Source organism: Pseudomonas sp. zfem004 (assembly GCF_032621715.1).
In the GTDB taxonomy this organism is placed as follows: domain Bacteria; phylum Pseudomonadota; class Gammaproteobacteria; order Pseudomonadales; family Pseudomonadaceae; genus Aquipseudomonas; species Aquipseudomonas sichuanensis.
In genome coordinates this window covers 26,370-47,036 of record NZ_JAVYJF010000003.1, presented here as the reverse complement: position 1 = coordinate 47,036, position 20,667 = coordinate 26,370, and the positions used below count along the sequence as shown (strand labels likewise).

At 63.6% G+C, this 20,667-nt stretch carries 22 protein-coding genes; 7 read left to right on the top strand and 15 right to left on the bottom strand.

Annotated features, from left to right (window positions below; all coding sequences use genetic code 11):
* Positions 1–296: 296 nt before the first annotated feature.
* The 3 genes from RTH46_RS03905 to RTH46_RS03895 all read right to left on the bottom strand — a co-directional run bounded on the left by RTH46_RS03905 (position 297) and on the right by RTH46_RS03895 (position 2,462).
* Positions 297–938: a LysE family translocator gene (locus RTH46_RS03905; protein WP_153785863.1), complete on the bottom strand. Its 642-nt coding sequence runs from the start codon at positions 936–938 to the stop codon at positions 297–299.
* 79 nt (positions 939–1,017) lie between these two features.
* Positions 1,018–1,350 carry a type II toxin-antitoxin system HicB family antitoxin gene (locus RTH46_RS03900; RefSeq protein WP_316905079.1) on the bottom strand — a complete coding sequence of 111 codons (333 nt, stop codon included), beginning with the start codon at positions 1,348–1,350 and terminating at the stop codon, positions 1,018–1,020.
* A 146-nt stretch (positions 1,351–1,496) separates the two neighbouring features.
* Complete coding sequence (locus tag RTH46_RS03895; RefSeq protein ID WP_316905078.1) at positions 1,497–2,462, bottom strand: threonine dehydratase; 966 nt, start codon at positions 2,460–2,462, stop codon at positions 1,497–1,499.
* A gap of 76 nt (positions 2,463–2,538) precedes the next feature.
* Between RTH46_RS03895 and RTH46_RS03890 the strand changes: the two genes are divergently transcribed.
* From RTH46_RS03890 to RTH46_RS03880, 3 genes are all read left to right on the top strand, one after another.
* Positions 2,539–3,903 carry a PLP-dependent aminotransferase family protein gene (locus RTH46_RS03890; protein ID WP_316905077.1) on the top strand — a complete coding sequence of 455 codons (1,365 nt, stop codon included), beginning with the start codon at positions 2,539–2,541 and terminating at the stop codon, positions 3,901–3,903.
* A 467-nt stretch (positions 3,904–4,370) separates the two neighbouring features.
* The gene (locus tag RTH46_RS03885) at positions 4,371–4,619 is read left to right on the top strand and encodes a hypothetical protein (protein WP_316905076.1); all 249 of its coding nucleotides are present in this window, start codon (positions 4,371–4,373) and stop codon (positions 4,617–4,619) included.
* Between the two features lie 149 nt (positions 4,620–4,768).
* A complete protein-coding gene (locus RTH46_RS03880) occupies positions 4,769–5,038 on the top strand; it encodes a DUF3077 domain-containing protein (protein WP_153785859.1) in 270 nt (89 codons plus the stop codon).
* 136 nt (positions 5,039–5,174) lie between these two features.
* Here the strand turns inward: RTH46_RS03880 and RTH46_RS03875 are convergent, their stop codons facing one another.
* Entirely contained in the window at positions 5,175–5,432 is a 258-nt protein-coding gene (locus tag RTH46_RS03875) for a DUF2790 domain-containing protein (protein WP_125465102.1), read from the bottom strand.
* A 245-nt stretch (positions 5,433–5,677) separates the two neighbouring features.
* On the opposite strand from RTH46_RS03875, the gene RTH46_RS03870 reads away from it, so the two are divergent.
* Complete coding sequence (locus tag RTH46_RS03870) at positions 5,678–6,127, top strand: GNAT family N-acetyltransferase (RefSeq protein ID WP_316905075.1); 450 nt, start codon at positions 5,678–5,680, stop codon at positions 6,125–6,127.
* Here the strand turns inward: RTH46_RS03870 and def are convergent.
* From def to RTH46_RS03855, 3 genes are all read right to left on the bottom strand, one after another.
* On the bottom strand, positions 6,082–6,618 hold the full coding sequence (gene def, locus RTH46_RS03865; RefSeq protein WP_316905074.1) for a peptide deformylase: 537 nt from the start codon (positions 6,616–6,618) through the stop codon (positions 6,082–6,084). The two genes, RTH46_RS03870 and def, sit on opposite strands and share 46 nt — an antisense overlap.
* A complete protein-coding gene (locus tag RTH46_RS03860) occupies positions 6,615–7,574 on the bottom strand; it encodes a YihY/virulence factor BrkB family protein (RefSeq protein ID WP_153785857.1) in 960 nt (319 codons plus the stop codon). Before RTH46_RS03860 ends, def begins: the two co-directional genes overlap by 4 nt.
* A gap of 198 nt (positions 7,575–7,772) precedes the next feature.
* Positions 7,773–7,952, bottom strand: coding sequence for a CsbD family protein (locus RTH46_RS03855; RefSeq protein WP_125465105.1), 180 nt, complete (start codon positions 7,950–7,952; stop codon positions 7,773–7,775).
* Positions 7,953–8,195: 243 nt separating this feature from the next.
* Here RTH46_RS03855 and RTH46_RS03850 point away from each other — a divergent pair, with 243 nt between their 5' ends.
* Entirely contained in the window at positions 8,196–9,668 is a 1,473-nt protein-coding gene (locus RTH46_RS03850) for a nitrous oxide reductase family maturation protein NosD (protein WP_316905073.1), read from the top strand.
* Between the two features lie 94 nt (positions 9,669–9,762).
* Positions 9,763–9,993 (top strand): YheU family protein, encoded by a 231-nt coding sequence (locus RTH46_RS03845; RefSeq protein ID WP_110996347.1) that lies wholly within the window; start codon positions 9,763–9,765, stop codon positions 9,991–9,993.
* Here the strand turns inward: RTH46_RS03845 and csrA are convergent.
* Together csrA and RTH46_RS03835 are read right to left on the bottom strand one after the other, a co-directional pair.
* Complete coding sequence (gene csrA / locus RTH46_RS03840) at positions 9,990–10,172, bottom strand: carbon storage regulator CsrA (RefSeq protein ID WP_153785855.1); 183 nt, start codon at positions 10,170–10,172, stop codon at positions 9,990–9,992. The two genes, RTH46_RS03845 and csrA, sit on opposite strands and share 4 nt — an antisense overlap.
* Positions 10,173–10,497: 325 nt before the next feature.
* Positions 10,498–11,313 carry an SDR family oxidoreductase gene (locus RTH46_RS03835; RefSeq protein ID WP_153785854.1) on the bottom strand — a complete coding sequence of 272 codons (816 nt, stop codon included), beginning with the start codon at positions 11,311–11,313 and terminating at the stop codon, positions 10,498–10,500.
* A 229-nt stretch (positions 11,314–11,542) separates the two neighbouring features.
* Between RTH46_RS03835 and RTH46_RS03830 the strand changes: the two genes are divergently transcribed.
* Entirely contained in the window at positions 11,543–11,695 is a 153-nt protein-coding gene (locus RTH46_RS03830; RefSeq protein ID WP_110996334.1) for a DUF3309 family protein, read from the top strand.
* A gap of 1 nt (position 11,696) precedes the next feature.
* On the opposite strand, the gene RTH46_RS03825 is transcribed toward RTH46_RS03830, so the two are convergent.
* From RTH46_RS03825 to RTH46_RS03800, 6 genes are all read right to left on the bottom strand, one after another.
* Positions 11,697–12,908 (bottom strand): EAL domain-containing protein, encoded by a 1,212-nt coding sequence (locus RTH46_RS03825; RefSeq protein WP_153785853.1) that lies wholly within the window; start codon positions 12,906–12,908, stop codon positions 11,697–11,699.
* Between the two features lie 17 nt (positions 12,909–12,925).
* Positions 12,926–16,498, bottom strand: coding sequence for a transporter substrate-binding domain-containing protein (locus RTH46_RS03820; protein WP_316905072.1), 3,573 nt, complete (start codon positions 16,496–16,498; stop codon positions 12,926–12,928).
* Positions 16,499–16,538: 40 nt separating this feature from the next.
* A complete protein-coding gene (locus RTH46_RS03815; RefSeq protein WP_110996337.1) occupies positions 16,539–17,165 on the bottom strand; it encodes a response regulator transcription factor in 627 nt (208 codons plus the stop codon).
* Positions 17,166–17,392: 227 nt separating this feature from the next.
* Positions 17,393–19,057: a cation acetate symporter gene (locus RTH46_RS03810; protein ID WP_110996338.1), complete on the bottom strand. Its 1,665-nt coding sequence runs from the start codon at positions 19,055–19,057 to the stop codon at positions 17,393–17,395.
* Complete coding sequence (locus RTH46_RS03805; RefSeq protein ID WP_153785851.1) at positions 19,054–19,365, bottom strand: DUF485 domain-containing protein; 312 nt, start codon at positions 19,363–19,365, stop codon at positions 19,054–19,056. Before RTH46_RS03805 ends, RTH46_RS03810 begins: the two co-directional genes overlap by 4 nt.
* 217 nt (positions 19,366–19,582) lie before the next feature.
* Positions 19,583–20,443 (bottom strand): glycine betaine ABC transporter substrate-binding protein, encoded by an 861-nt coding sequence (locus RTH46_RS03800; RefSeq protein ID WP_316905071.1) that lies wholly within the window; start codon positions 20,441–20,443, stop codon positions 19,583–19,585.
* Positions 20,444–20,667 lie beyond the last annotated feature (224 nt).

The window sequence follows — 20,667 nt, the reverse complement described above, 5'->3', positions numbered from 1 at the left end:
CAAGGCGCCAAACTTGCATTCCGTGCAAGTAAAGGGTCGCGCCAGAGCGGTAAATAAACACCCGAATCATAAGGCAATGAAAATGCGCAAGCTTCTGCGCACCTGCACACAAACCATTGATTTAAAAGAAGAATTACGAAATTACTTCAAATCGTTACTTATAAAAATAATGCAGGATTTTAACCTCTCTGCATTTATCAATTCAGATGCTTCCTATATGCGAATAGGAAGGATCTGAATAATTAAGAAAACGTTTAAACAAACTTATAAACAGCACCCGGCACAACCAGGCCGTTTCAGACGGGAACAGCCAGAATGAACTCGCGATACCCGGACAAGATCACGTACACCGCGAAGTAGCAGAAGATTGCCGCCGACAGCAGGTACGACCAGGTCAGCAGCCGATCGCCGAGCAAGCGCCCGCCATGGCTGGCGATGCCGCACAGCGACAGGCACCAGAACAACCCGGCAGCGAAGAAGCCGGCGAGGAACATCCCGGCTTCGAACAGGCTGCCGCCCCCCGAGCGGGAGATCAGCACCCCGCCTACGGCGGCGAACCAGAGGATCGCGCTGGGCGAGGACATGGCCAGGAAGATCCCGCGCAGGAACTCGCGCCAGCCCGACTCCACCACCACCTGCCCACGCCCCTCCAGGTGCCCGCCGCGCCAGGCCGCCAACAGCATCTTCACGGCAAACCACACCAACAGTACCGAACCGCCCAGCCACAAAGTCCAGCGAACCGCTTCGAACTGCAGCAGCACGGTCATCCCGGCCAGCGCCGCCAGGGCGTAGATCAGGTCACCAACGCAGGTGCCCAGGCCCAGCCAGAAGCCCTGGAGAAAGCCGCGCTGCATGGCCAGGGTGATCATGGCGATATTGGCCACGCCGATGTCCAGGCACAGGGACAGGCTGAGGAGGAAACCGTTGGAAAAAGGCATGGCGCACTCGGTGCAGTGAGAAAGTTGGCCTATTGAACACTGGCCGGGGCGCGCGGGTATTGGAAAAAATTGCGCCTGCTCAGGCCATCGCCGCCTGCTCGAAGACCTCATCGGCCCATTGGTTGAGGCTCTTGCCGGCAGCATGGGCGGCAATACTGGCGGCCGCATGGACTTCCGGGCGGATGCGCAGCATGACTTTGCCAGAGGCTGGTTTTTCAGGGGTGATGCCCTGCTCGGCGCAATCGGCCAGGTAATCGTCCAGCGCCTCGCGAAACGCTTCATGCAGCTCGGGTACGGAGCTTGCGTGGAAGCTGATGATATCGCGCAGGCCAAGTACACGGCCGACGAAGATATCGTCACGGTCGTCGTAATCGATGCGGGCGGCATAGCCCTTGTAACGCATGCAGCTCATGGTCGGACTCCTGCCCGCAGCAGAAACTCAAGGGCTTCTTCAATCTGATACCGCCTGGCCTCCTTGCCAGGAAGTGGGCGGTGGCATCGCCAGCACTGCTCACAATGCTATCAAATTAAGATAGCACTCCAGCCCAGAGCATTCATTCAGGATTTTTCATCACCCGCCAACACCCGCGCATAGCGCTCACGGTCCACATTCGCCCCGCTCAGCACCACCGCCACCCGCTTGCCGGCCTGGCGCTCGCGCTCCTGCATGAGCGCAGCCAGCGCGGCAGCTCCTGCCCCTTCGGCGGTGTTGTGGGTCGCTTCGTGATACAGGCGCATGGCGCTGGCGATCTCGTCATCGCTCACCCGCACGATGCGTGCTGCATGCTCGCGCACCAGCGCAAAGGCCTCTGGATGGGGGACCCGGCAGGCCATGCCGTCGGCAAAGGTGTTGGCGCTGGCGGTGGTGACGATGCGGCCTTGTTCGAAGCTTTGCGCGTAGGCATCCGCCGCGCTGGAGACCACACCGACGATCTCGGTGCGCAGCCCCAGCAGGTTGCGCGCCTGGATCAGCCCGCAAATGCCCGAGCCCATGCCGATCGGCACATACACGCAATCCAGATCGGCGACCGCCTCGAACAGCTCCAAGGCGTAAGTGGCGACGCCCTTCACCAGCTCCGGATGGAACGACGGCACCATGGCATAACCACGCACTTCGGCCAGGCGGGCCGCCTCTTCACGCGCCACGTCGAAATCGACGCCATGCTCCACCAGTTCGGCGCCGAGGGCGCGCATGGCGGCGTTCTTCTCCCGCGAGTTGCCTTCAGGCACCACGATCACCAGGGGCAGGCCAGCCTGACGTGCCGCCAAGGCCATGCTCTGGCCATGGTTGCCACGGGTGGCGGTGACCAGACCACGCGGCAACACCGCCTGCGCCTGCAGCGAACGCACATAGACCAGCCCGCCGCGCACCTTGAAAGCGCCGGTGGGTGCATGGTTCTCATGCTTGACCCACAACTGGCAGCCAAGCCGCTCCGCCAGCAGCGGCCAGGCGTGCTGCGGGGTCGGCGGAACGTGCTGATGGACGTAAGTGGCCGCTTCACGCAGCGCGGGCAGGTCGAACATGACGATCATCCTTCATCGGTACGAGGTTGAACCGATCCTAAGCGCCGGGCATTGTATGGGTCCAAAGTTATATTGCATGGGTGGCAATATCGTGTGGACTCCAACCCTGGCCGATGACGGCCAGCCGCGTTACCTGGCACTGGTGGCAGCCATTGCCGAGGCCATCGAACGCGGAGAACTCAAGGTGGGTGAGCGCCTGCCGCCCCAGCGCCGGCTGGCCTGGACCCTCGGCCTCAACCCCAGCACCACGCAGCAGGCCTACCGCGAAGCGGCGGCGCGGCACCTGGTGTCCGGCGAGGTGGGGCGTGGCACCTATGTGCTGGCGGGCAGCAAGGAGGCGACGCTGTTCCGTCTCAAGCAGCCGGACCACCAGCAGGCGGTCATCGACCTGTCGACCAACGTGCCGGTAGCCGACCCGCACAACCTGGACCTGCGACACAGCTTGCTGACCCTGCTCGGCCAGGGTGAAACCGCCCTGCTCGAACACTACCTGGGCCCCGAACAACTGCTGCTCGGCCGAGTGCAGGGTGCCCGCTGGCTGGCCAACCGCGGCCTGGCCCTGGCGCCGGATGAACTGCTGCTGTGCGGCGGTGCCCAGCAAGGCCTGACCACGATATTGCAGTCACTGTGCCAGGCCGGTGAACCGGTCATGGTCGAGGCGCTGACCGCCCCGGGCATCAAGGCCGCCTGTCGCCAACTGCGCCTGCCGGTGCACGGTGTAGCGCTGGATGAGCAGGGCCTGTGCCCAGAGCAACTGGACCGGGTTGCCCGCGCCAGCGGTGCGCGTCTGCTGGTGACCACCCCGACCCTGCACAACCCGACCGCTGCCTGCCCGAGCGACGCCAGGCGCCAGGCCTTGGCCGAGGTGGTCAGGCGCCACCAACTGCTGGTGATCGAAGATGACGTGTATGGGGCGCTCTCGGACAACCCACCGCTCTATCCGTTGCTGGAAGGCCGCGGCATCCTGATCAGCAGCCTGTCCAAGACGGTCGCCGCCGGGCTACGCCTGGGCTGGATCGCCGCCCGCCCGGGCTTGCTCGAACAGATCGACCCCCATGCCCAGGCCACCCACTGGCCGGTTTCGCCGCTGAATTTGCACATTGCCTGCCAGTGGATTGCCGACGGCACCGCCACACGTCGACTAGCCTGGCAACGGCAAGAAATCAGCGAGCGCTGGCGCCTGGCGCGGGCGATATTGGGCGATCACCTGGTGGCCGGAGCAGTGCCTTCACCGCATGCCTGGGTCGCCACGCCCGGCGATGCCGAAACGCTGGTGGTGCGCTGCCGCGCGCAGGGCGTCGAGGTGGTCCCGGCGAGTGTGTTCGCGATTGGTACTCAGACGCTGCAGGCGGTGCGGATCAGCCTGTCGGCGGCACTTGGCCGCGCCCAGTTGAAACAGGGGCTGGAGGTGGTTGCCCGGGTGATGGCGGAACAGGGGTAAGAGACGCTGGGTTGAATTGCCTGTACGGGCCTCATCGCCGGCAAGCCGGCTCCCACAGGTATGTGCCATGCCTGAACCTTGCGCCGCCCACTGTGGGAGCTGGCTTGCCAGCGATGCGCCACGACAGTGGCGCCCTCTTCACTGATTCAATCTTGCCCCCAAGTCTTTAAGACTTTCCCCATTCCCTGTAGTCCATTTCCCAAACATACTCCAAACCCCTTTCAAGCCATTGCGGTGGTATGGGTCGGGTTCTAGTCTCGGCCAGTCGTTGCAAATTCAACGACCGGCTTTGACAGGCCGACCGAAGTTACCAACGCATCAATTGGCTTTTATGGCGGTTGTGCGTGGGGCACTTTCGAGTGCGCCGGGTTCCTAGCTTCCTCGGTCTGTCAACCCACGTACCGCCGCCACCCACTTGTTTGACAGCAAATCGTGGTGGCTTCATTTCATGAAGCTGGGAGTTCACCATGTTGAAGATCGTCCCCGATCCACCCCACAACCATCACTCTCTTGAAGACACCCTGATCCAGGCCACGGAGTACGCCCTGTGCGCGCAGGCTGTGGCGCAACAGGCCATTTCGGTCCAGCAGCACAAGTCGCCCGCGTCAATTCTGATCATGGCTTTGATGCATGAGATCGAGGCGCTGCGGGTGCTGCTTGAGTCAGCGTTGATTCAGGTGCAAATACCGCAGATGGAGCGCCGGGCGTTCCACTAGGCCGTAGGTCTTATGTCGCCTGGTCTGGCGCTATCGCGGGGCAAGCCCGCTCCCACGCAGGCATAACGCTGCGGGCTGGAGGGCGTGGGAGCGGGCTTGCCCCGCGATAGGGCCCGCCCAGGCACCGATCATTTCAGGGAGAGTGAGCCATGAACACAGACGACACCACGCCCCGTACCACTGCGGGCAAAACCAAGTTCTACCAAGGCGAAGGCAAGACCGACCCGCTGTTCTGCATCGAGCCCGGCATCCCTTGCCAGCATGCGCGGGACCAGGCTTCGGAGCTGATGGGCTGCGTGCGTGACCTGACCATCGCCGGGATCATGGAGGAAAAGCCGCAACTGCTCTGGGCGTCGTATTACCTGAGCGCGCTGGCCAAGGCGCTGATGGATGATGCCGAATTGGGGATGAAGCACTGAACTTCCACATCTGCCTCAGCTACGACCTCGTGTCGCGAAAGTGCTGCTCTGCGGCCCTTTCGCGGCACAAGGCCGCTCCTAGAGTGGGCGTACAAGTTCAGGGTACAGCGGCCTGTCGGTGATGAAAGGGTCAGACTCAACCCTGCTGACAGCCCTCGCCCATGGCACGATACTGCAGCGTGTGCACCTGCCCTTGATGATCCTCATAGGTCATGGTGGCGGGTACCACTTCACAGACGTTGGGAATGGTCGACAGGTTGATCACGCGCTTGATGTCGAGGTTGGTGGAGTAGTCGTACTGCTCGACCACGGGTTGGCTGGCGGCGGGCTTGGCCTCGTCTGCCAGGGCGAACGAGGACATACCGACCAATGCAAGAATCAGTAGAGCTTTCATGGGCAACGACCTTGATGGCTATCAAGCTGATCGAGTGACTTCTGATGCCGTCAATGGCGCGGAGAAGTTGTCATCGGCGATGCCAATGACACGAAGTACCGATCCCGCTTTGTCGTACTGCTGGGGGGATGGGGAAAATTCTACTCCCCGCCTGGAATAGTTGAACCCCGAAGTAGGACAATCACCCTTGCCGGTTTTGCAACAATCTGCGACAAAGCCAGGCCCTGATTGTTACCCGCCTGATCATGTCCACACTGACCTTCACTCTCCTCCCCCACCTGCAACGCCGCCTGCTGGACCATTTCTACCGCCAGCACGGCTCACGCATGCGCGCCGCCGGCGAGGGCAAGCAGTGGGTGGCGCGCGCGGGCGAGATGATCGCGGGGATGAACCTGATAACCGTGGCGGACGGCCGCTGGCTGACCGGGCTGTTCGTCGTGCCGGACTGGCGTGGCCAGCGGGTGGCAGCACGGCTGATCGAAGCAGGCCTGCAAGGCACTGCTGGCCCGACCTGGCTGTTCTGTGAGCCGCAACTGGCACCCTTCTATGAGCGTCTGGGCTTCAGCGTTACCGAGCAGTTGCCCGAAGCCCTGGCCTCGCGCCTGGCCCGCTACCGGCGCAGCAAGCCGTTGCTGGCGCTGGTGCGCAATCAGTCCTCGGCCACATCAAGCCCGGGGAACAGCACCTCGGTGTAGCCGAACTTGCTGAAATCCTGGATGCGCGATGGGTAGAGCCGGCCGATCAGGTGGTCACATTCATGCTGCACCACCCGGGCATGGAAGCCGTCGGCGAAGCGGTTGATCGGGTTGCCCTGCGGGTCGATGCCCGAATAGCTGATGTGCTTGTAACGTGGCACCACACCCCGCAGGCCCGGCACCGACAGGCAGCCTTCCCAACCGTCCTCGACCTCCGTGGCCATCGGCGTGATCACCGGGTTCAACAGAATGGTCGTGGGCACCGCCTCGGCTTCCGGGTAGCGCTCGCTGCGCTCGAAACCGAAGATCACCAGCTGCAGGTCGATACCGATCTGCGGCGCCGCAAGCCCCACACCGCCAACGTGGCGCATGGTCTCGAACATGTCGTCGATCAACTGTTGCAGCTCGGCTCTGCCGATCATCTGTGCGGGCACGGGCGGGGCGATGCGCAGCAGGCGTTCGTCGCCCATCTTGAGGATGTCACGGATCATCGGGTGTTCGACTCGTGGGGGTGAGGTTCGGGTGTCACCGGGTGCTCATGGCCAAGTACGGTGATGGTTTCCTGCGGATTGTCATGGGCAAAGTCCTTCTCGCCAGGGTTCTTGCCCTCGCTCGACATATGCTCGATCACCGCGTTCATCTCCGCCCCCAGCAGCAGCACGGCGGCAGAAATGTAGAAATACAGCAAGAGCACGATGATCGCACCAATACTGCCGTACATGGCGTTGTAATCGGCGAATGTCTTCACGTAATAGGCAAAGCCCAAAGACGCGATGATCCACACCACCACCGCCAGCACCGAGCCAGGGGTGATGAAGCGAAATTTCTGCTTCACGTCGGGCATCACGAAATAGATCAGCGCCACCGCGACCATCATCAGGATGATGATCGCCGGCCAGCGCAGCACGGTCCAGACGATGACCACCGCCTCCTGCAGGCCCACCTGGGCGGCGATCCACTCCATGACCTGTGGCCCGAGCACCATCAGCGCAGCGGCGGCCAGCAGCATGCCGGCGATGCCGATGGTGTAGATCACCGACAACGGAATCCGCTTCCACAAAGGCCGCCCTTCGGGCACGTCATACGCGGCGTTCATCGCGCTCATCATCAGGCGCACGCCCGCCGACGCGGTCCACAGGGCAATCACGATACCCACCGAGAGCAGGCCACCTTTGGATTGCTGCAACTGGTCGATCACCGGGTTGACCTGCTCCAGCGCCTGCGGTGGCAGCACCAGCTCCGACTGCAGGCGCAGCCAGGAGAAGAAATCCGGCAAATGCAGGAAACCGATCAGGGCGATCAGGAACAGCAGGAAGGGGAACAGCGAGAACAGCATCTGATAGGCCAGCGCGGAGGCATAGGTGGACATCTCGTCGTCAAGGAACTCCTTGACGGTGCGCACCAGCACGCGGTGCAGGGGCAGGCCGCGCAGGTCGGGGAAAATCATAGCGTCTCCTTTCGCCGCTTGATCATCTGAGGGTCTGGTTCACTACAGGGAAAGGCCTGTCAATGCAGACAAGTCTAATAGACCCTGCCGCCGCCGTGGTTGCTCAGTGTGCAGGTTAAGAAAAACGCCTCACCCGCCCCCACGTCGTGGGAGCGGCGGTGCGCCGATGCGACTTGCACCGAGATCAACTCTCCAGTTTCAAGGCTTCTTCAGCGCATCCTTGGCCTTGCCCACCGCCTGCTGCGCCTCGCCCTTGAGCTCCTGGGCCTTGCCTTCGGCGCGCAGCCGATCGTTGTCGGTCACCTTGCCGACGCCTTGCTTGATGTTGCCCACGGCCTCGTTGGCCAGACCTTTGGCTTTGTCTTTGGTGCCACTCATGGGATGTCTCCTTGCGCGAAAGACACGGGAAATCGTGCCGACAGGGGGTCGACCCGCGCACCTTTGCCAGAGTTTCAATCGGTTCGATTGCCGCCAGCTGAACGGCAAACAGCGGGCGAATACCGCACCGATTCACCTGCCACGGCGTCGCGAAGCCGAACGGCTGCCCTAGAATCGCCCCCAGACAGCCCGCCCGTACACGGCGCGGCACATAACAACAAACAGTCAGTGGAACCCCGCACCATGCGCTTGATGCCTGCGCTGGCAGCCCTGCTGCCGCTGCTCCCCTTGCCCGCCCACGCCGTTGCGCCTGCCCAGATGCAGACGCTGACCGTCAACCGCTATGCCGACGACGGCCAGCCCGGCACCCTGCGCTGGGCCATCGAAACCAACAACCTGAACCCCGGTCACTACCGCATCGATATCGCCGCCGTGGGTAAACCGCCCCATGTGATCCGCCCGGCCAGCGCGCTTCCGGAAATCAAGGGGCCGGTCAGCATCACCGGCCTGGCCTGGGCCCGCGACGGCCAGTACATCACTATCGATGGCTCGAGTTACATCAAGGACCAGGGCGTGCGCACCTGCCCCGGCGCCCTGCCCGGCCAGTACGGCACCAACGTGCGCACCACCACCAACCCCGGCCTGGTACTGCGCGATACCCAAGGCGTGCACATCCAGGGCCTGGAAGTGCGCAATTTCTGCATCGGCATCCTGGTCAACCGCGCCAGCCACAACGTCATCGAAGACAACCGGATCGTCGCCAACAAGGGCGGCGCCGGCATCATGCTGACCGGCGACGACGGCGCCGGCAACCCGACCGCCACCACCACGAACAACAACAAGGTCCTGCGCAACCAGCTGATCGACAACGGCGATGGCCTGGAGCTGACCCGTGGCGCGGCGTTCAACCTGGTCGCCGACAATCTGTTCCGCTCCACCCCAGCCAACCCGGAACCTTCCCAGGGCATCGAGATCCTGCTGGGCAACGACAACAGCGTGGTGCGTAACCGCTTCGAAAACTATTCTGACGGCCTGCAGATCAACTGGGGCAAGCGCAACTACCTGGCCGCCAACACCTTCAGCGGCAACTCCATCGGCGTCAGCGTCACCGGCGAGGGCAACGTCCTCGACGGCAATCTGATCCACGGCAACCGTATCGGCGTAGCGTTAAGGCCAGAGCCGGACATCACCGCCACCCGCCTCACCGCCAACCGCATCTGGAGTAACAGCCAGGATATCCGCCGCTGCGAGGCCGGGGGTTCGTGCGTGGCCGACCAGCGCACCGGCGCCATCGTCTTCGGCGTGCCGGCCCAGGCCCACGCGCTGTACGTGGGCTCGCGCGGCATCGGGGCGCAGTTGGCGAAGCAGGACCAGGCAATCATCTGCGACCCCAAGGGCGAACCCAAACCTTGCCAGCCGCTGCCCAACCACAACCAGCAACCGCCGACTCTGATCGCCCTGGAGGGCAATGTGCTGCGCGGCGAGGTGCAGGGGCCGGCATCGAGCCTGCTGCGGGTCGAGCTGTTCGGCAATGCCCAGGCCGAGGCGACCGAGGCCGAGCAGTATCTGGGTGAATTGCTGATCAAAAGCGATGCCAAGGGTCAGGCGCGGTTTGCTCAGGCGCTTGTCCAAAGCGAAGGGCTGCAAAGCTTCACCGCGACCGTCACCACCGCTGATGGCGCAACTTCAGCGTTGAGCAAAGCACTTCGTCGTTGAGGCAACCGGCCTTGTCGCCACCAAGCTGGCGGCAAGGCAGCCACTGCCGATTTCACGTAGCATGGGTACTTTCCCACCACCACTGTCCATCGCCATGCTGATTCCCTACGAGCAACTCGAAGCCGACACCCTCACCCGCCTGATCGAGGACTTCGTCACCCGCGACGGCACCGACAACGGCGACGACACGCCACTGGAAACCCGTGTACTGCGGGTGCGCCAGGCGCTGGCCAGGAAGCAGGCATTCATCCTGTTCGATTTCGAGAGCGAGCAATGCCAGCTGCTGGCCCGGCATGATGTGCCGGCGGAACTGCTGGCGCCCTAGGCCTGCACTTTCGCCTGCTGCTCTTTGATCCGCTTGTACACCTCCACCCGGTGTACATCGACATGGCGCGGTGCGCTGATGCCGAAGCGAACCTGGCCATTCTCGACCGACACCACCTGGATGCTGATGTCGTCCCCGATGAAAATCACCTCACCCACTTCACGCCCGATTACCAACATGCTCCGATCCTCCAGCCATATGGAAAACCGGAGACTGCCTTGATGGCTTTCTCCTACTCAATCGCTCTGGGGTGAAATAGACCTAGCCTACTCGCATAGGTAAAAGGTCCTACAAAAATGCGGCTTAACCATAATGCCAGTCAGTTAAGCCAATTGGGGCCGCTGCGCGACCCTTCGCGGGTAAACCCGCTCCCACAGGATTGCACAAAATCTCTAGCTAACGCTGTAGCTGTGGGAGCGGCGGTTCGCCGCTGCGATTTACCCGCGAAGGGCTGCAAGGCAGCCCCATTGGTGGCGATGAAGCACTAACTGACGGGCATTAGGCTCAACCAGCACTTTTGCCGGCCTTGGCGCGCATCTTGACCGCCATATCGGCCATTTCGTCATACAGCCGCTGGGGCGCCTGGCACTTGAGCTGCCATGCCTGGCGACCGGCTTCGTGGGGCAAGATGAGGAATTCGCCGGCGGCCACCTGTGCATGAATGTACTCGGCAATATCGGCAGCACTGATGGGCGAACCTTCCAGCAACTTGCCCACCTGGGCTTTCATTGCCGGGGTCGGCCCACGGAACGAATCGAGCAGGTTGGTCTGGAAGAACGACGGGCAAACCACGTGCACCGCCACCCCGACCTGGCGCAGCTCCACCAGCAGGCTTTCCGACAGCGCCAGCACCCCGGCCTTGGCCACGTTGTAGTTGCTCATGCCCGGGCCCTGCATCAGCGCGGCCATGGAGGCGATGTTGATGATCCGCCCACGGCTGCGTTCGAGCAGCGGCAGGAACGCCTTGCATCCCTTGACCACGCCCATCAGGTTGACCGCGATCTGCCAGTCCCAGTCTTCCAGCGACAGCTCGCTGAAGAAGCCGCCCGAGGCCACCCCCGCGTTGTTGACGATCACGTCGCAGCCCCCCAGGCGCTGTTCACAGGCCTGGGCCAGGGCGGTGAGCTGGCTGTAGTCGCGCACGTCGCAGCGCTGGACAAAACCGTCGCCACCGACGGCGCGCACCAGCTCCAGTGTCTCGCGCAGGCCCACCTCGTTGACATCGGCCAACGCCAGCTGCCAGCCCTCACGGGCCCAGCGCAGGGCAATCTCACGGCCCAGGCCGGAACCGGCCCCGGTGATCATCATTCGCTTGTGCATGGTCGCTGCCTTGTCCTGAACAGTGGGAATGCCCGGCAGTCTAGCGACAAGCAGGGCTGCGCCGGTGTGGCATCAGGCCGCTGAATGTGAGGGTATCGGGCGACGCCGGGGAACTGGCCGGCGTGTACCGACAGCAGATTGAATCTTTACCGGCGCGCACCGGTCGGAAACTAAGAGCGGCCAGCATTGTTCCGCGGCCCTTGACCCCCAACCACGCAAGGACTCCGCCATGACCACGATCCTCATCATCATCCTGATCCTGCTGCTGATCGGTGGCTTACCAGTCTTCCCCCACTCGCGCAGTTGGGGTTATGGCCCTTCAGGCATCGTCGGCGTGGTGCTGGTGGTGCTGTTGATCCTGGTGTTGCTGGGGCATATCTGACCTAGCCACGCGGCGGCACCAGGCGCAAATCACCGCGCAGGCGCCGCAACAGCGCCTCGCGGTCCAGCGGCAGGGCGAGGTAGTCGCCCTGGGCGCTCTCGCAGCCCATCCCCAGCAAGGCCAGGTGCTGTTCTGCGCTGGAGACCCCGACCACCGTCAGGTGCTGTTCGAGGGCCAGCGCCAGGTTCAGGCAATGCTGCACCACCGCACGGCACCGGGCTTCGTGGGGCAAGCCGCGAATGAAGCGCTCGGCCAGTTTGATCCGGGTGAACGGCAACTGGCACAACAGCTGGCTGCCGGCCTGGTCGCTGCCGAACTCGGCCAGGCTCAGCTCGCAGCCCAGCGCCCGCAGGCGCAGCAAGTTCTCAAGCTCCACCACGGTGATGTGGTAGAGGCTGCGCCCGCTCAGCTCGAAGCACAGGTGACGCATGTCGAAGCGCTGCTGGTGCAGCAAGGTGCGTATGCGCAACACCAGCGAGCGGCCCCGCAACTGCGGCCCCTGCAGGCGCAGGGTGATGCGCAACCGGCGCCCCTCGCCCTGCAGTTCGCTGTGCAGCGCCAGGCCCTGCTCAAGCAGTAGCAACGCCAGTTCATCGAGCAAGCCACAACGCTCCACGACGGGCAGGAAGATCTCCGGTGCCAGCACCCCCATCAGCGGATGGTGCCAGAACGGTATCAGGTCAACGCCAGTGATGCGCCCGTCGCGCAGGTCGAAACTGGGCAGATAGAACGCCGTGAACTGCCCGTCGCGCATGCCGCGGCGCACCCCTTCCTCACCCGGCCAGAGCACCGCCGGGCGGGGTGAGGCGGTATCCGGCGGAAGCGGATTCGGCAGGCACTGGCGCAGCATCTCCACCGACAAGGGCGGATCCATGTCGGCGATGAAACGCATGCCTAGCCGCTCCACCAGTTGCTGTACGCCGCGGCGCATGCTCGGGCTCAGGCTGCTGGTCAACAGCACCGCACCCGCCAACCTGGCCTTGCCCAGCCGATGGAGGAACTCCAGGGTATCCATGCTGCCGTCGCTCCCGCCCGTCAGGGCACACACCGCCAGATCGACCCGTCCGGTCTGCTGCAGACCTAACAGGGCTTCATTGGCATCCTGTGCCTGCAACACCTCGGCACATCCCAGGTAACCAAAGGTCTTCACCGCGATCACCCGCTGGAAGCGGTGCTCTTCGACTACCAGCACCCGCAACCCGTCTACCTCCATGTTCCACCTCTCGCTGCTCAACTCTGACCGACGTGCCTGTCACGTGCGGCGCTGTTCTGTGTGCTGTAGCGCTGCAACACCCGTTCAAGCTCACTCAGCGCCTGGCAAACGGCCTCCAGTTGCCCGGGCGGGAGCGTGCCGCCGGCACAGCTGCGCTCGACCTGCTCGCAGGCCTCGATCACCTTGCGGGCGCGAATGATGCGCGCCCCACCCTTGATCCGGTGAGCCAGCGCAGCCAGTGCCCCCAGATCCTCGTTTTCGCCATGGCCGAGCAGTTGGCCAAGGTCTTTGCGGTTGCTGGCCAGCAGGTCATTGAGCAGCGCGTCCAGCGCCTGCTGGTCGCCCCCGGTCAGACGCTCCAGGCTGCTCAGGTCGAAGCCGTCGCCCACGGCGACGGGCGCATCGTCACTCACCCGCGGCATGCCCATCAGTGCTTGGGCGAGGGCCTTGAGCCCCAACGGCTTGAAATGGCAGGCATCCATGCCAGCACGCTCGCAGCGCAGGCGCTCACCTACCAGCGCATTGGCCGTCAGCCCCAGCACCCGGCAGGCCCGGCGCCCCTGCCGGCGCTCGTGCAGGCGAATGGCCCGGGCCAGGGTGTAGCCATCGAGCACGGGCATGTTGCAGTCGCTGATCACCACATCGAAATCGCCCTGCAACCACGCGCGCAAGCCTTGGGCGCCATCTTCGGCAACGCTGGCGCGATGGCCCAGGTAGCCCAGCTGATTGGCCAGCAGCAGGCGATTGGCCGGATAGTCATCGACCACCAGTACCCGCAAGCTCTCACTCTTTGCCAGCAGGGCGTCGGGCGCCTCCTGCGCCGCCAGCGCTTCGCGGGCCTTGACCCGCTCGAGCCGCAGTGCCAGATCGATCCGCGTGCCCACGCCCAAGGTGCTGCGCAGGTGCATGTGCCCGCCCATCAACTCGCACAAGGTACGGCTGATCGACAGGCCCAGCCCCGCCCCGCGCCGTGCAGACTGGCGGTTGTTGCTGGCCTGCCAGAACAGCCCGCCAAGCCGTGACAGCTCCGCCTCGGGAATGCCGATACCGGTGTCCTCCACGGTCAGCTCGACCGCCATCGCACTTACCTGCACGGCGCTGCGCAGGCTTACCCGGACACTGCCACGGTGGGTGAACTTGATCGCGTTGCTCAGCAGGTTGGCAAGGATCTGCTTGAAGCGCAGCGGGTCGAGCAGTACCTCGGCGTCCGCCGGCCCCTCCAGCTCCAGCAGCAGTTGCAGCCCCTTGCTGCGTGCCTGCTGCTCGAACAGTTGCACCACCTCGGCCACATGCTGTTGCAGACACACCGGCTGCGGCGCCAACTGCAGGTGACCGGTTTCGATGCGGGTAACGTCGAGGATGTCGCCGATCAGCTCGAGCAGGCTGCGCGCCGCGTCCGAGGCGACTTCGATCGACAAGCGGTCGAGCACCCCCTGCTCGGCCTTGCGCAAGGCCAGTTCGAGCATACCCAGCACGGCGTTGAGCGGCGTGCGTATCTCATGGCTCATGGTGGCGAGGAAGTGAGTTTTGGCCTGGTTGGCGCTGTCGGCATCATCCTTGGCCGCCTGCAACTGCACCTGCAGGTGCTGGCGTTCGGTGACATCGATCCAGCCGGCGATCACCCCGGCCTGGCCATCACGCAGACCGCGGTAAGGGAGCATCCAGTGAGACAGGGTCCTTTGCCGACCTTCGCCCAGGCTGACCTGCAGGTCTTCGACATGCACCCGGCCGCTGGCCAGCACCTCGCGCCAGGCGCCCTGCCAAGCCAGTGCCTCACTCTGGCCCAAAGGCTGGCCAATGACCGCCGCCTTGCTGACCTGCAAGGCCTGCAGGTAACTGTTGTTGCAGGTCAGCAGGCAGCCGTGCTGGTCGCAGACGTAGATCGGATGTGGTGTGCCGTCGATCATCACGCGCATGAAAACCAACTGGTCGGCCAGTTCGCGCTCGGCCTGCTCGCGCACCCGCACCAGCCGGCGCAGGTAGCGGACCCAGGCCAGTGCCAGCAACAGCGACAGGGCGACTGCGGCAAAACCTTGCAGTACCTCCTGCCGATAGCGTTGCCAGAAACTGTCGGCAACGATCACCTCGCTGCGCCAACGGCGGGCCAATGCGTCCATTTCCTGGGGAGACAGGCTGAGCAGCGCCTTGTCGAGGATCGCCTGCAGCTCCAGCGCGCCTCGTGGGCTGGCGAAAGCGAAATAGGCCGGCTCCAGGGCGAGGCTGGCACTGATCTTCAGGCGTGTCGGCGCCAGCCGCTCGGTCAACGCCCGTGCACCGATCATGGGCACCAGCGCAGCATCGGCACGGCGGCTGGCCACGCGCCAGACCGCATCCACCGGCCCATCGGACTCGACCAGGTGGATGTCCGGATAGTGCTGGCGCAAATACGCCTTGGGATAGCCGCTGCGGGTCACAGCCAGGCGCTGTCCGGTCAGTTGCTCCAGGGTAGATACCGCGTTGCCGTTGTCCGCAGTGACCAACACCTGCGCCGAACTGGCAAAACTGCGGCTGAACGCCAGGTGCTGCTCACGTTCATTGCTGGGCGTAACACCGGCGATCAGATCGGCCTCGCCCCGGGCGGTACGCTCGATCATGCGCTCCAGGGTACCGCCGGCCACCAGGTCGAAGGTCAGGCCGGTGCGCCGGCCAATGCGCTGCAACACATCCACCGCCAGCCCGCGCAAACGCCCCTCTCCGTCGCGGTAGCTGATGGGTGGGTACTGATCGTTGAGCAGCACCCGCAACGGCCCCTGGCCCTGTACCCAACTCGACTCCTTGTCACTCAGTTGCAGCGAGCCGCGCTCCACCACCCCCTGCCCGCCCCAGCGACGACGGATGCGCGCATGCTCCTGCGGCTCGATGCTGGCCAGCACCGTATCGACCAGGCCGTGCAACGGCGTGTCGTGCGGATGCATGGCGAACCCCAGCGGCTGGTTTTCCAGCCCGGGGCTGTCGAAGGCTTCCAGCGGCCCGACCAGCCCCTTGCGGATCAGGTACTGACTTTCCAGTGCGCCCCCCAGGTAAAGATCGGCCTGGCCAAAGGCCAAGGCACCCAGTGCTGCACGGGTGGAAGGGAATACCTGGACCTTCGCCTGAGGATATCGAGCGAGTACGCTGTCGAGTCTGCGGTAACCTTCGCGCATGGCCACGCGCAAAGGCACATCGGCCGCTGGTTCATCCTCTCGCAGCACCACCACTGGCAGGTCTTGCGCATAGGGTTGCGATAGCCGCAGGCCGGCATCGCTGGCCTGCCGGGCAGTCACACTGGCCAGCAGGTCCACTTCATGCGCCCGCAACGCCTCGATTGCGGCATCGAGCGAAACATACACACGGATTTGCACGGGCAACTGCAGGTGCCCGGCCAGCAGCCCGGCATAGTCGGCGCTGATCCCTTGGTAGTCGCGCCCGGTGCCAAGGATGTCCAGCGGTGGGTTGTCCGGCCTCACCACCGCCAGCCGGAGCTGCTGTCGCTCCCACAGCCAGCGCAACTGCGCTTCGTCCGGAGTCAACCGGGGGCCGGAGAAGGTCGAGCGGCCGTGCAACTGCGGCAGTTGATCGGCGGCCAGAAGCGGTGCGCAACACAACAACACAGCCAGCAGCCCCCTGTGTATCAGCCCCACGGGATGACCACTAGATCAGCAGGTTGCGACGGGCGACGTCGGCCAGTTCGATCACCGAACCGACCCGTAGTTTGTCCAGCAGCCTGGCTTTGTAGGTGCTGATGGTCTTGTTGCTGAGCAGCATGGCTTCGCCGATGGCCTTGTTGCTCAGGCCCCGCGACAGGTGCTGGAGGATGATCACTTCCCGGTCGCTGAGGCCGGAAAGGCGTTGCGCTTCACTGGCGTGGATGTCCTGGCGGTTTACCGAACTCAGCGACACCTCGGGGAAATAGCTGTAGCCCGAGCGCAGGGCCAGCACCGCCTTGCTCAGCTCGCAGAGATCATCGGACTTCGACACGAAGCCGGCAGCCCCGGCCTTCATGCAGCGCAACGAGAAGCACTCGGCCAACTGCGAGGTGAGCACCAGGATCTTCGGCGGCTGTGGCAGCGCCCGCAACCGGGCCATGACCTGCAGCCCATCCAGGCCGGGCATGATGATGTCGAGGATGACCAGATCGGGAGTGTGCTCGCGGGCCAGCTGCACGGCATCGACGCCGTTGTCGGCCTGGCCGATGATGTCCAGGCGCTCCTGACGCAACTGCAGGCACACACTGGCGCGGATAAAAGGGTGATCGTCCACCACGAGGGCTTTTTGCATGGCGTTGTCCTCTTCGTTGAGCGGTTTGCTGGCTCGCAGTACGAGTAGACGCGCGAGGCGGCCATTGCGGGCCTTGGTGGCACATTGTTCACCTTGCCCCTGGCCCCGAATGCACGATGCGTCCTAAATCAAACAAGAAATTTCCTAAGATCGAGTCCACCTTCCCTACTTTTCAGCGCACAAAAAAAACGCCCCGCAAGCGGGGCGCTTTTCATATAAGGGTTGGATCAGTGCGAAACCGCACCGCTGGCCCCAAGGCCGGTCTGCGAGCGGACGAACTGCGGGTAGAACAGCGCGCGTTCGTCTTCGGCAGCCTTGGACTTGTCGGTTACCGAGAAGAACCAGATACCGACAAAGGCGATCAGCATCGAGAACAGCGCCGGGTACTCGTAGGGGTAGATGGCTTTCTCGTGGCCGAGGATCTGTACCCAGATGGTCGGGCCGAGGATCATCAGGCCCACCGCGCTGATCAGCCCCAGCCAGCCGCCGATCATGGCGCCGCGGGTGGTCAGCTTCTTCCAGTACATCGAGAGCAGCAGTACCGGGAAGTTGCAGCTGGCGGCGATGGAGAAGGCCAGGCCGACCATGAAGGCGATGTTCTGCTTCTCGAACAGAATCCCCAGGCCGATCGCCAGTACGCCCAAGGCGATGGTGGTGATCTTCGACACGCGGATCTCGTCCTTGTCGTTGGCCTTGCCCTTGCGCCAGACGCTGGCGTACAGGTCATGGGACACCGCCGAGGCACCGGCCAGGGTCAGGCCGGCAACCACCGCCAGGATGGTGGCGAAGGCCACGGCCGAGATGAAGCCGAGGAAGATGCTGCCACCCACGGCATCGGCCAGGTGCACCGCCGCCATGTTGTTGCCACCCAACAGGGCGCCGGCGGCGTCCTTGAAGTCCGGGTTGGTGCTGACCAGCAGGATCGCGCCGAAGCCGATGATGAAAGTCAGGATGTAGAAGTAGCCGATGAAGCCGGTGGCGTAGAGCACGCTCTTGCGGGCTTCCTTGGCGTCACTGACGGTGAAGAAGCGCATCAGGATGTGCGGCAGGCCGGCGGTACCGAACATCAGCGCCAGGCCCAGGGAGAACGCCGAGATCGGGTCCTTGACCAGGCCGCCCGGACTCATGATCGCCTCGCCCTTGGCGTGCACCTTGATCGCCTCGGAGAACAGGGTGTTGAAGTCGAAGCCCACGTGCTTCATCACCATCAGCGCCATGAAGCTGGCACCGGACAGCAGCAGCACGGCCTTGATGATCTGTACCCAGGTAGTGGCGAGCATGCCGCCGAACAGCACGTACAGGCACATCAGCACGCCGACCAGGATCACCGCAACATGGTAGTCGAGGCCGAACAGCAGCTCGATCAGCTTGCCGGCACCGACCATCTGCGCAATCAGGTAGAACGCCACCACCACCAGCGAACCGGAGGCCGACAGGGTGCGGATTTCCTTCTGCCCGAGGCGGTAGGAGGCAACGTCGGCGAAGGTGTACTTGCCCAGGTTGCGCAGGCGTTCGGCGATCAGGAACAGGATGATCGGCCAGCCGACCAAAAAGCCGATGGAGTAGATCAGGCCGTCGTAGCCCGAGGTGAACACCAGGGCCGAGATACCCAGGAACGAGGCCGCCGACATGTAGTCACCGGCAATCGCCAGACCGTTCTGGAAGCCGGTGATCTTGCCACCGGCGGCATAGTAGTCGGCGGCAGAGTTGTTGCGTTTGGAGGCCCAGTAGGTAATGCCCAGGGTAAAGGCGACGAAGGCCACGAACATGGCGATCGCGGCAACGTTCAGCGGTTGCTTCTGCACCTCGCCGGTCAGGGCATCAGCTGCCCACACGGCGGGTGCGAAAGCGCCGCAGGCCAGGACGGCCAGGGCTTTGGCATGACGGATCATTGCTTGGCCTCCTCGAGGATTGCCTTGTTCAACTCGTCGAATTCGCCGTTGGCGCGGCGCACGTAGATGGCAGTCAGCACGAATGCCGAAACGATCAGGCCGACGCCCAGGGGGATGCCCCAGGTGATCGACGAGCCGGGGCTGAGCTTGGCACCGAGCAGGTGTGGGCCGTAGGCGATGAGGAGGATGAAGGCGCAGTAGAGGCCGAGCATGACTGCCGAGAGAACCCAGGCGAAACGCTCGCGCTTGGTGACCAGTTCCTTGAAGCGCGGACTGTTCTGTATCGATTGGTAAATGCTGTCGTTCATTGTTTTTGTCCTAGCAGCACAGATGTAGGGAGAACCCGACTCCACTTTATGCTGCCGCTGGACGCCAACCAGACGACCTTAGTCTTAGATGCAAGGGTGTTTTACAGATTTCGCAACAACCACAAAAGCATCGCGGGGCAAGCCCTCTCCCACGCCCTACCCCTGGGGGACAGCGTGGGAGCGGGCTTGCCCCGCGATCGGACCTTCCGGCCAGCCGTTACTTACCGGTCCACTCCTTGACCCGCTCCGGATGCTTGGCCACCCAGTCCTTGGCCGCCGCTTCCGGCTTGGCGCCTTCCTGGATCGCCAGCATCACTTCGCCGATCTCATCCTTGGACTGCCACTGGAATTTCTTCAGGAACTCGGCCACTTCCGGGGCCTTGGTGGCCAGTTCCTTGCTGCCGATGCTGTTGACCGTTTCCGCGGCGCCATACACGCCTTTGGGATCTTCAAGGAACTTGAGCTTCCACTTGGCGAACATCCAGTGCGGCACCCAGCCGGTAACGGCGATGGATTGCTGCTTGGCATAGGAACGGCCGAGCTCGGCGGTCATTGCCGCGCCGGAGCTGGCGGTCAGTTTGTAGCCGGTCAGGTCGTAATCCTTGATGGCCTGCTCGGTCTTGAGCATGACCCCGGAGCCTGCGTCGATGCCGACGATCTTCTGTTTGAAGCTCTGGTCGGTCTTGAGGTCGTCGATGCTGTTGGCCTTGACGTATTCGGGGACGATCAGGCCGATCTTGGCGTCCTTGAAGTTGGGGCCGAAGTCGACCACGTTGTCCTTGTTCTTGGCCCAGTACTCGCCATGGGTGACCGGCAGCCAGGCCGACAGCATGGCGTCGAGTTTGCCGGTGGCCACGCCCTGCCACATGATGCCGGTGGCCACGGCCTGCAGTTTCACGTCGTAGCCGAGCTTCTGCCTGATCACTTCGGCGGCCACGTTGGTGGTCGCCACGCTATCGGACCAACCATCCACGTAACCGATGCTGACTTCCTTGGCCATGGCTTGCGCCGTGCTCATGGCCAGTACCAAAGCAGTGCCCACGCCCAGGAAACGTCGCATTCTTGTAAAAGTCGCCATCAAAGCATCCCCTCGTCAGGTCTTGGAGATTGCATCATCAACCTGACACATCAGGCGACCTGCTCTGTCAGCGACCTTTAGCGAACGATCAGCGACAGCACTGTGCCATTAGCGCCAGCAGCCCGCGCCGACCTGCGCGATCCTTGCATGCCAAACGCTTGGCGCCGGGCTACTATCACAGGTTCGCCCGCACCGGGCCCATCGCCGGCAAGCCGGCTCCCACT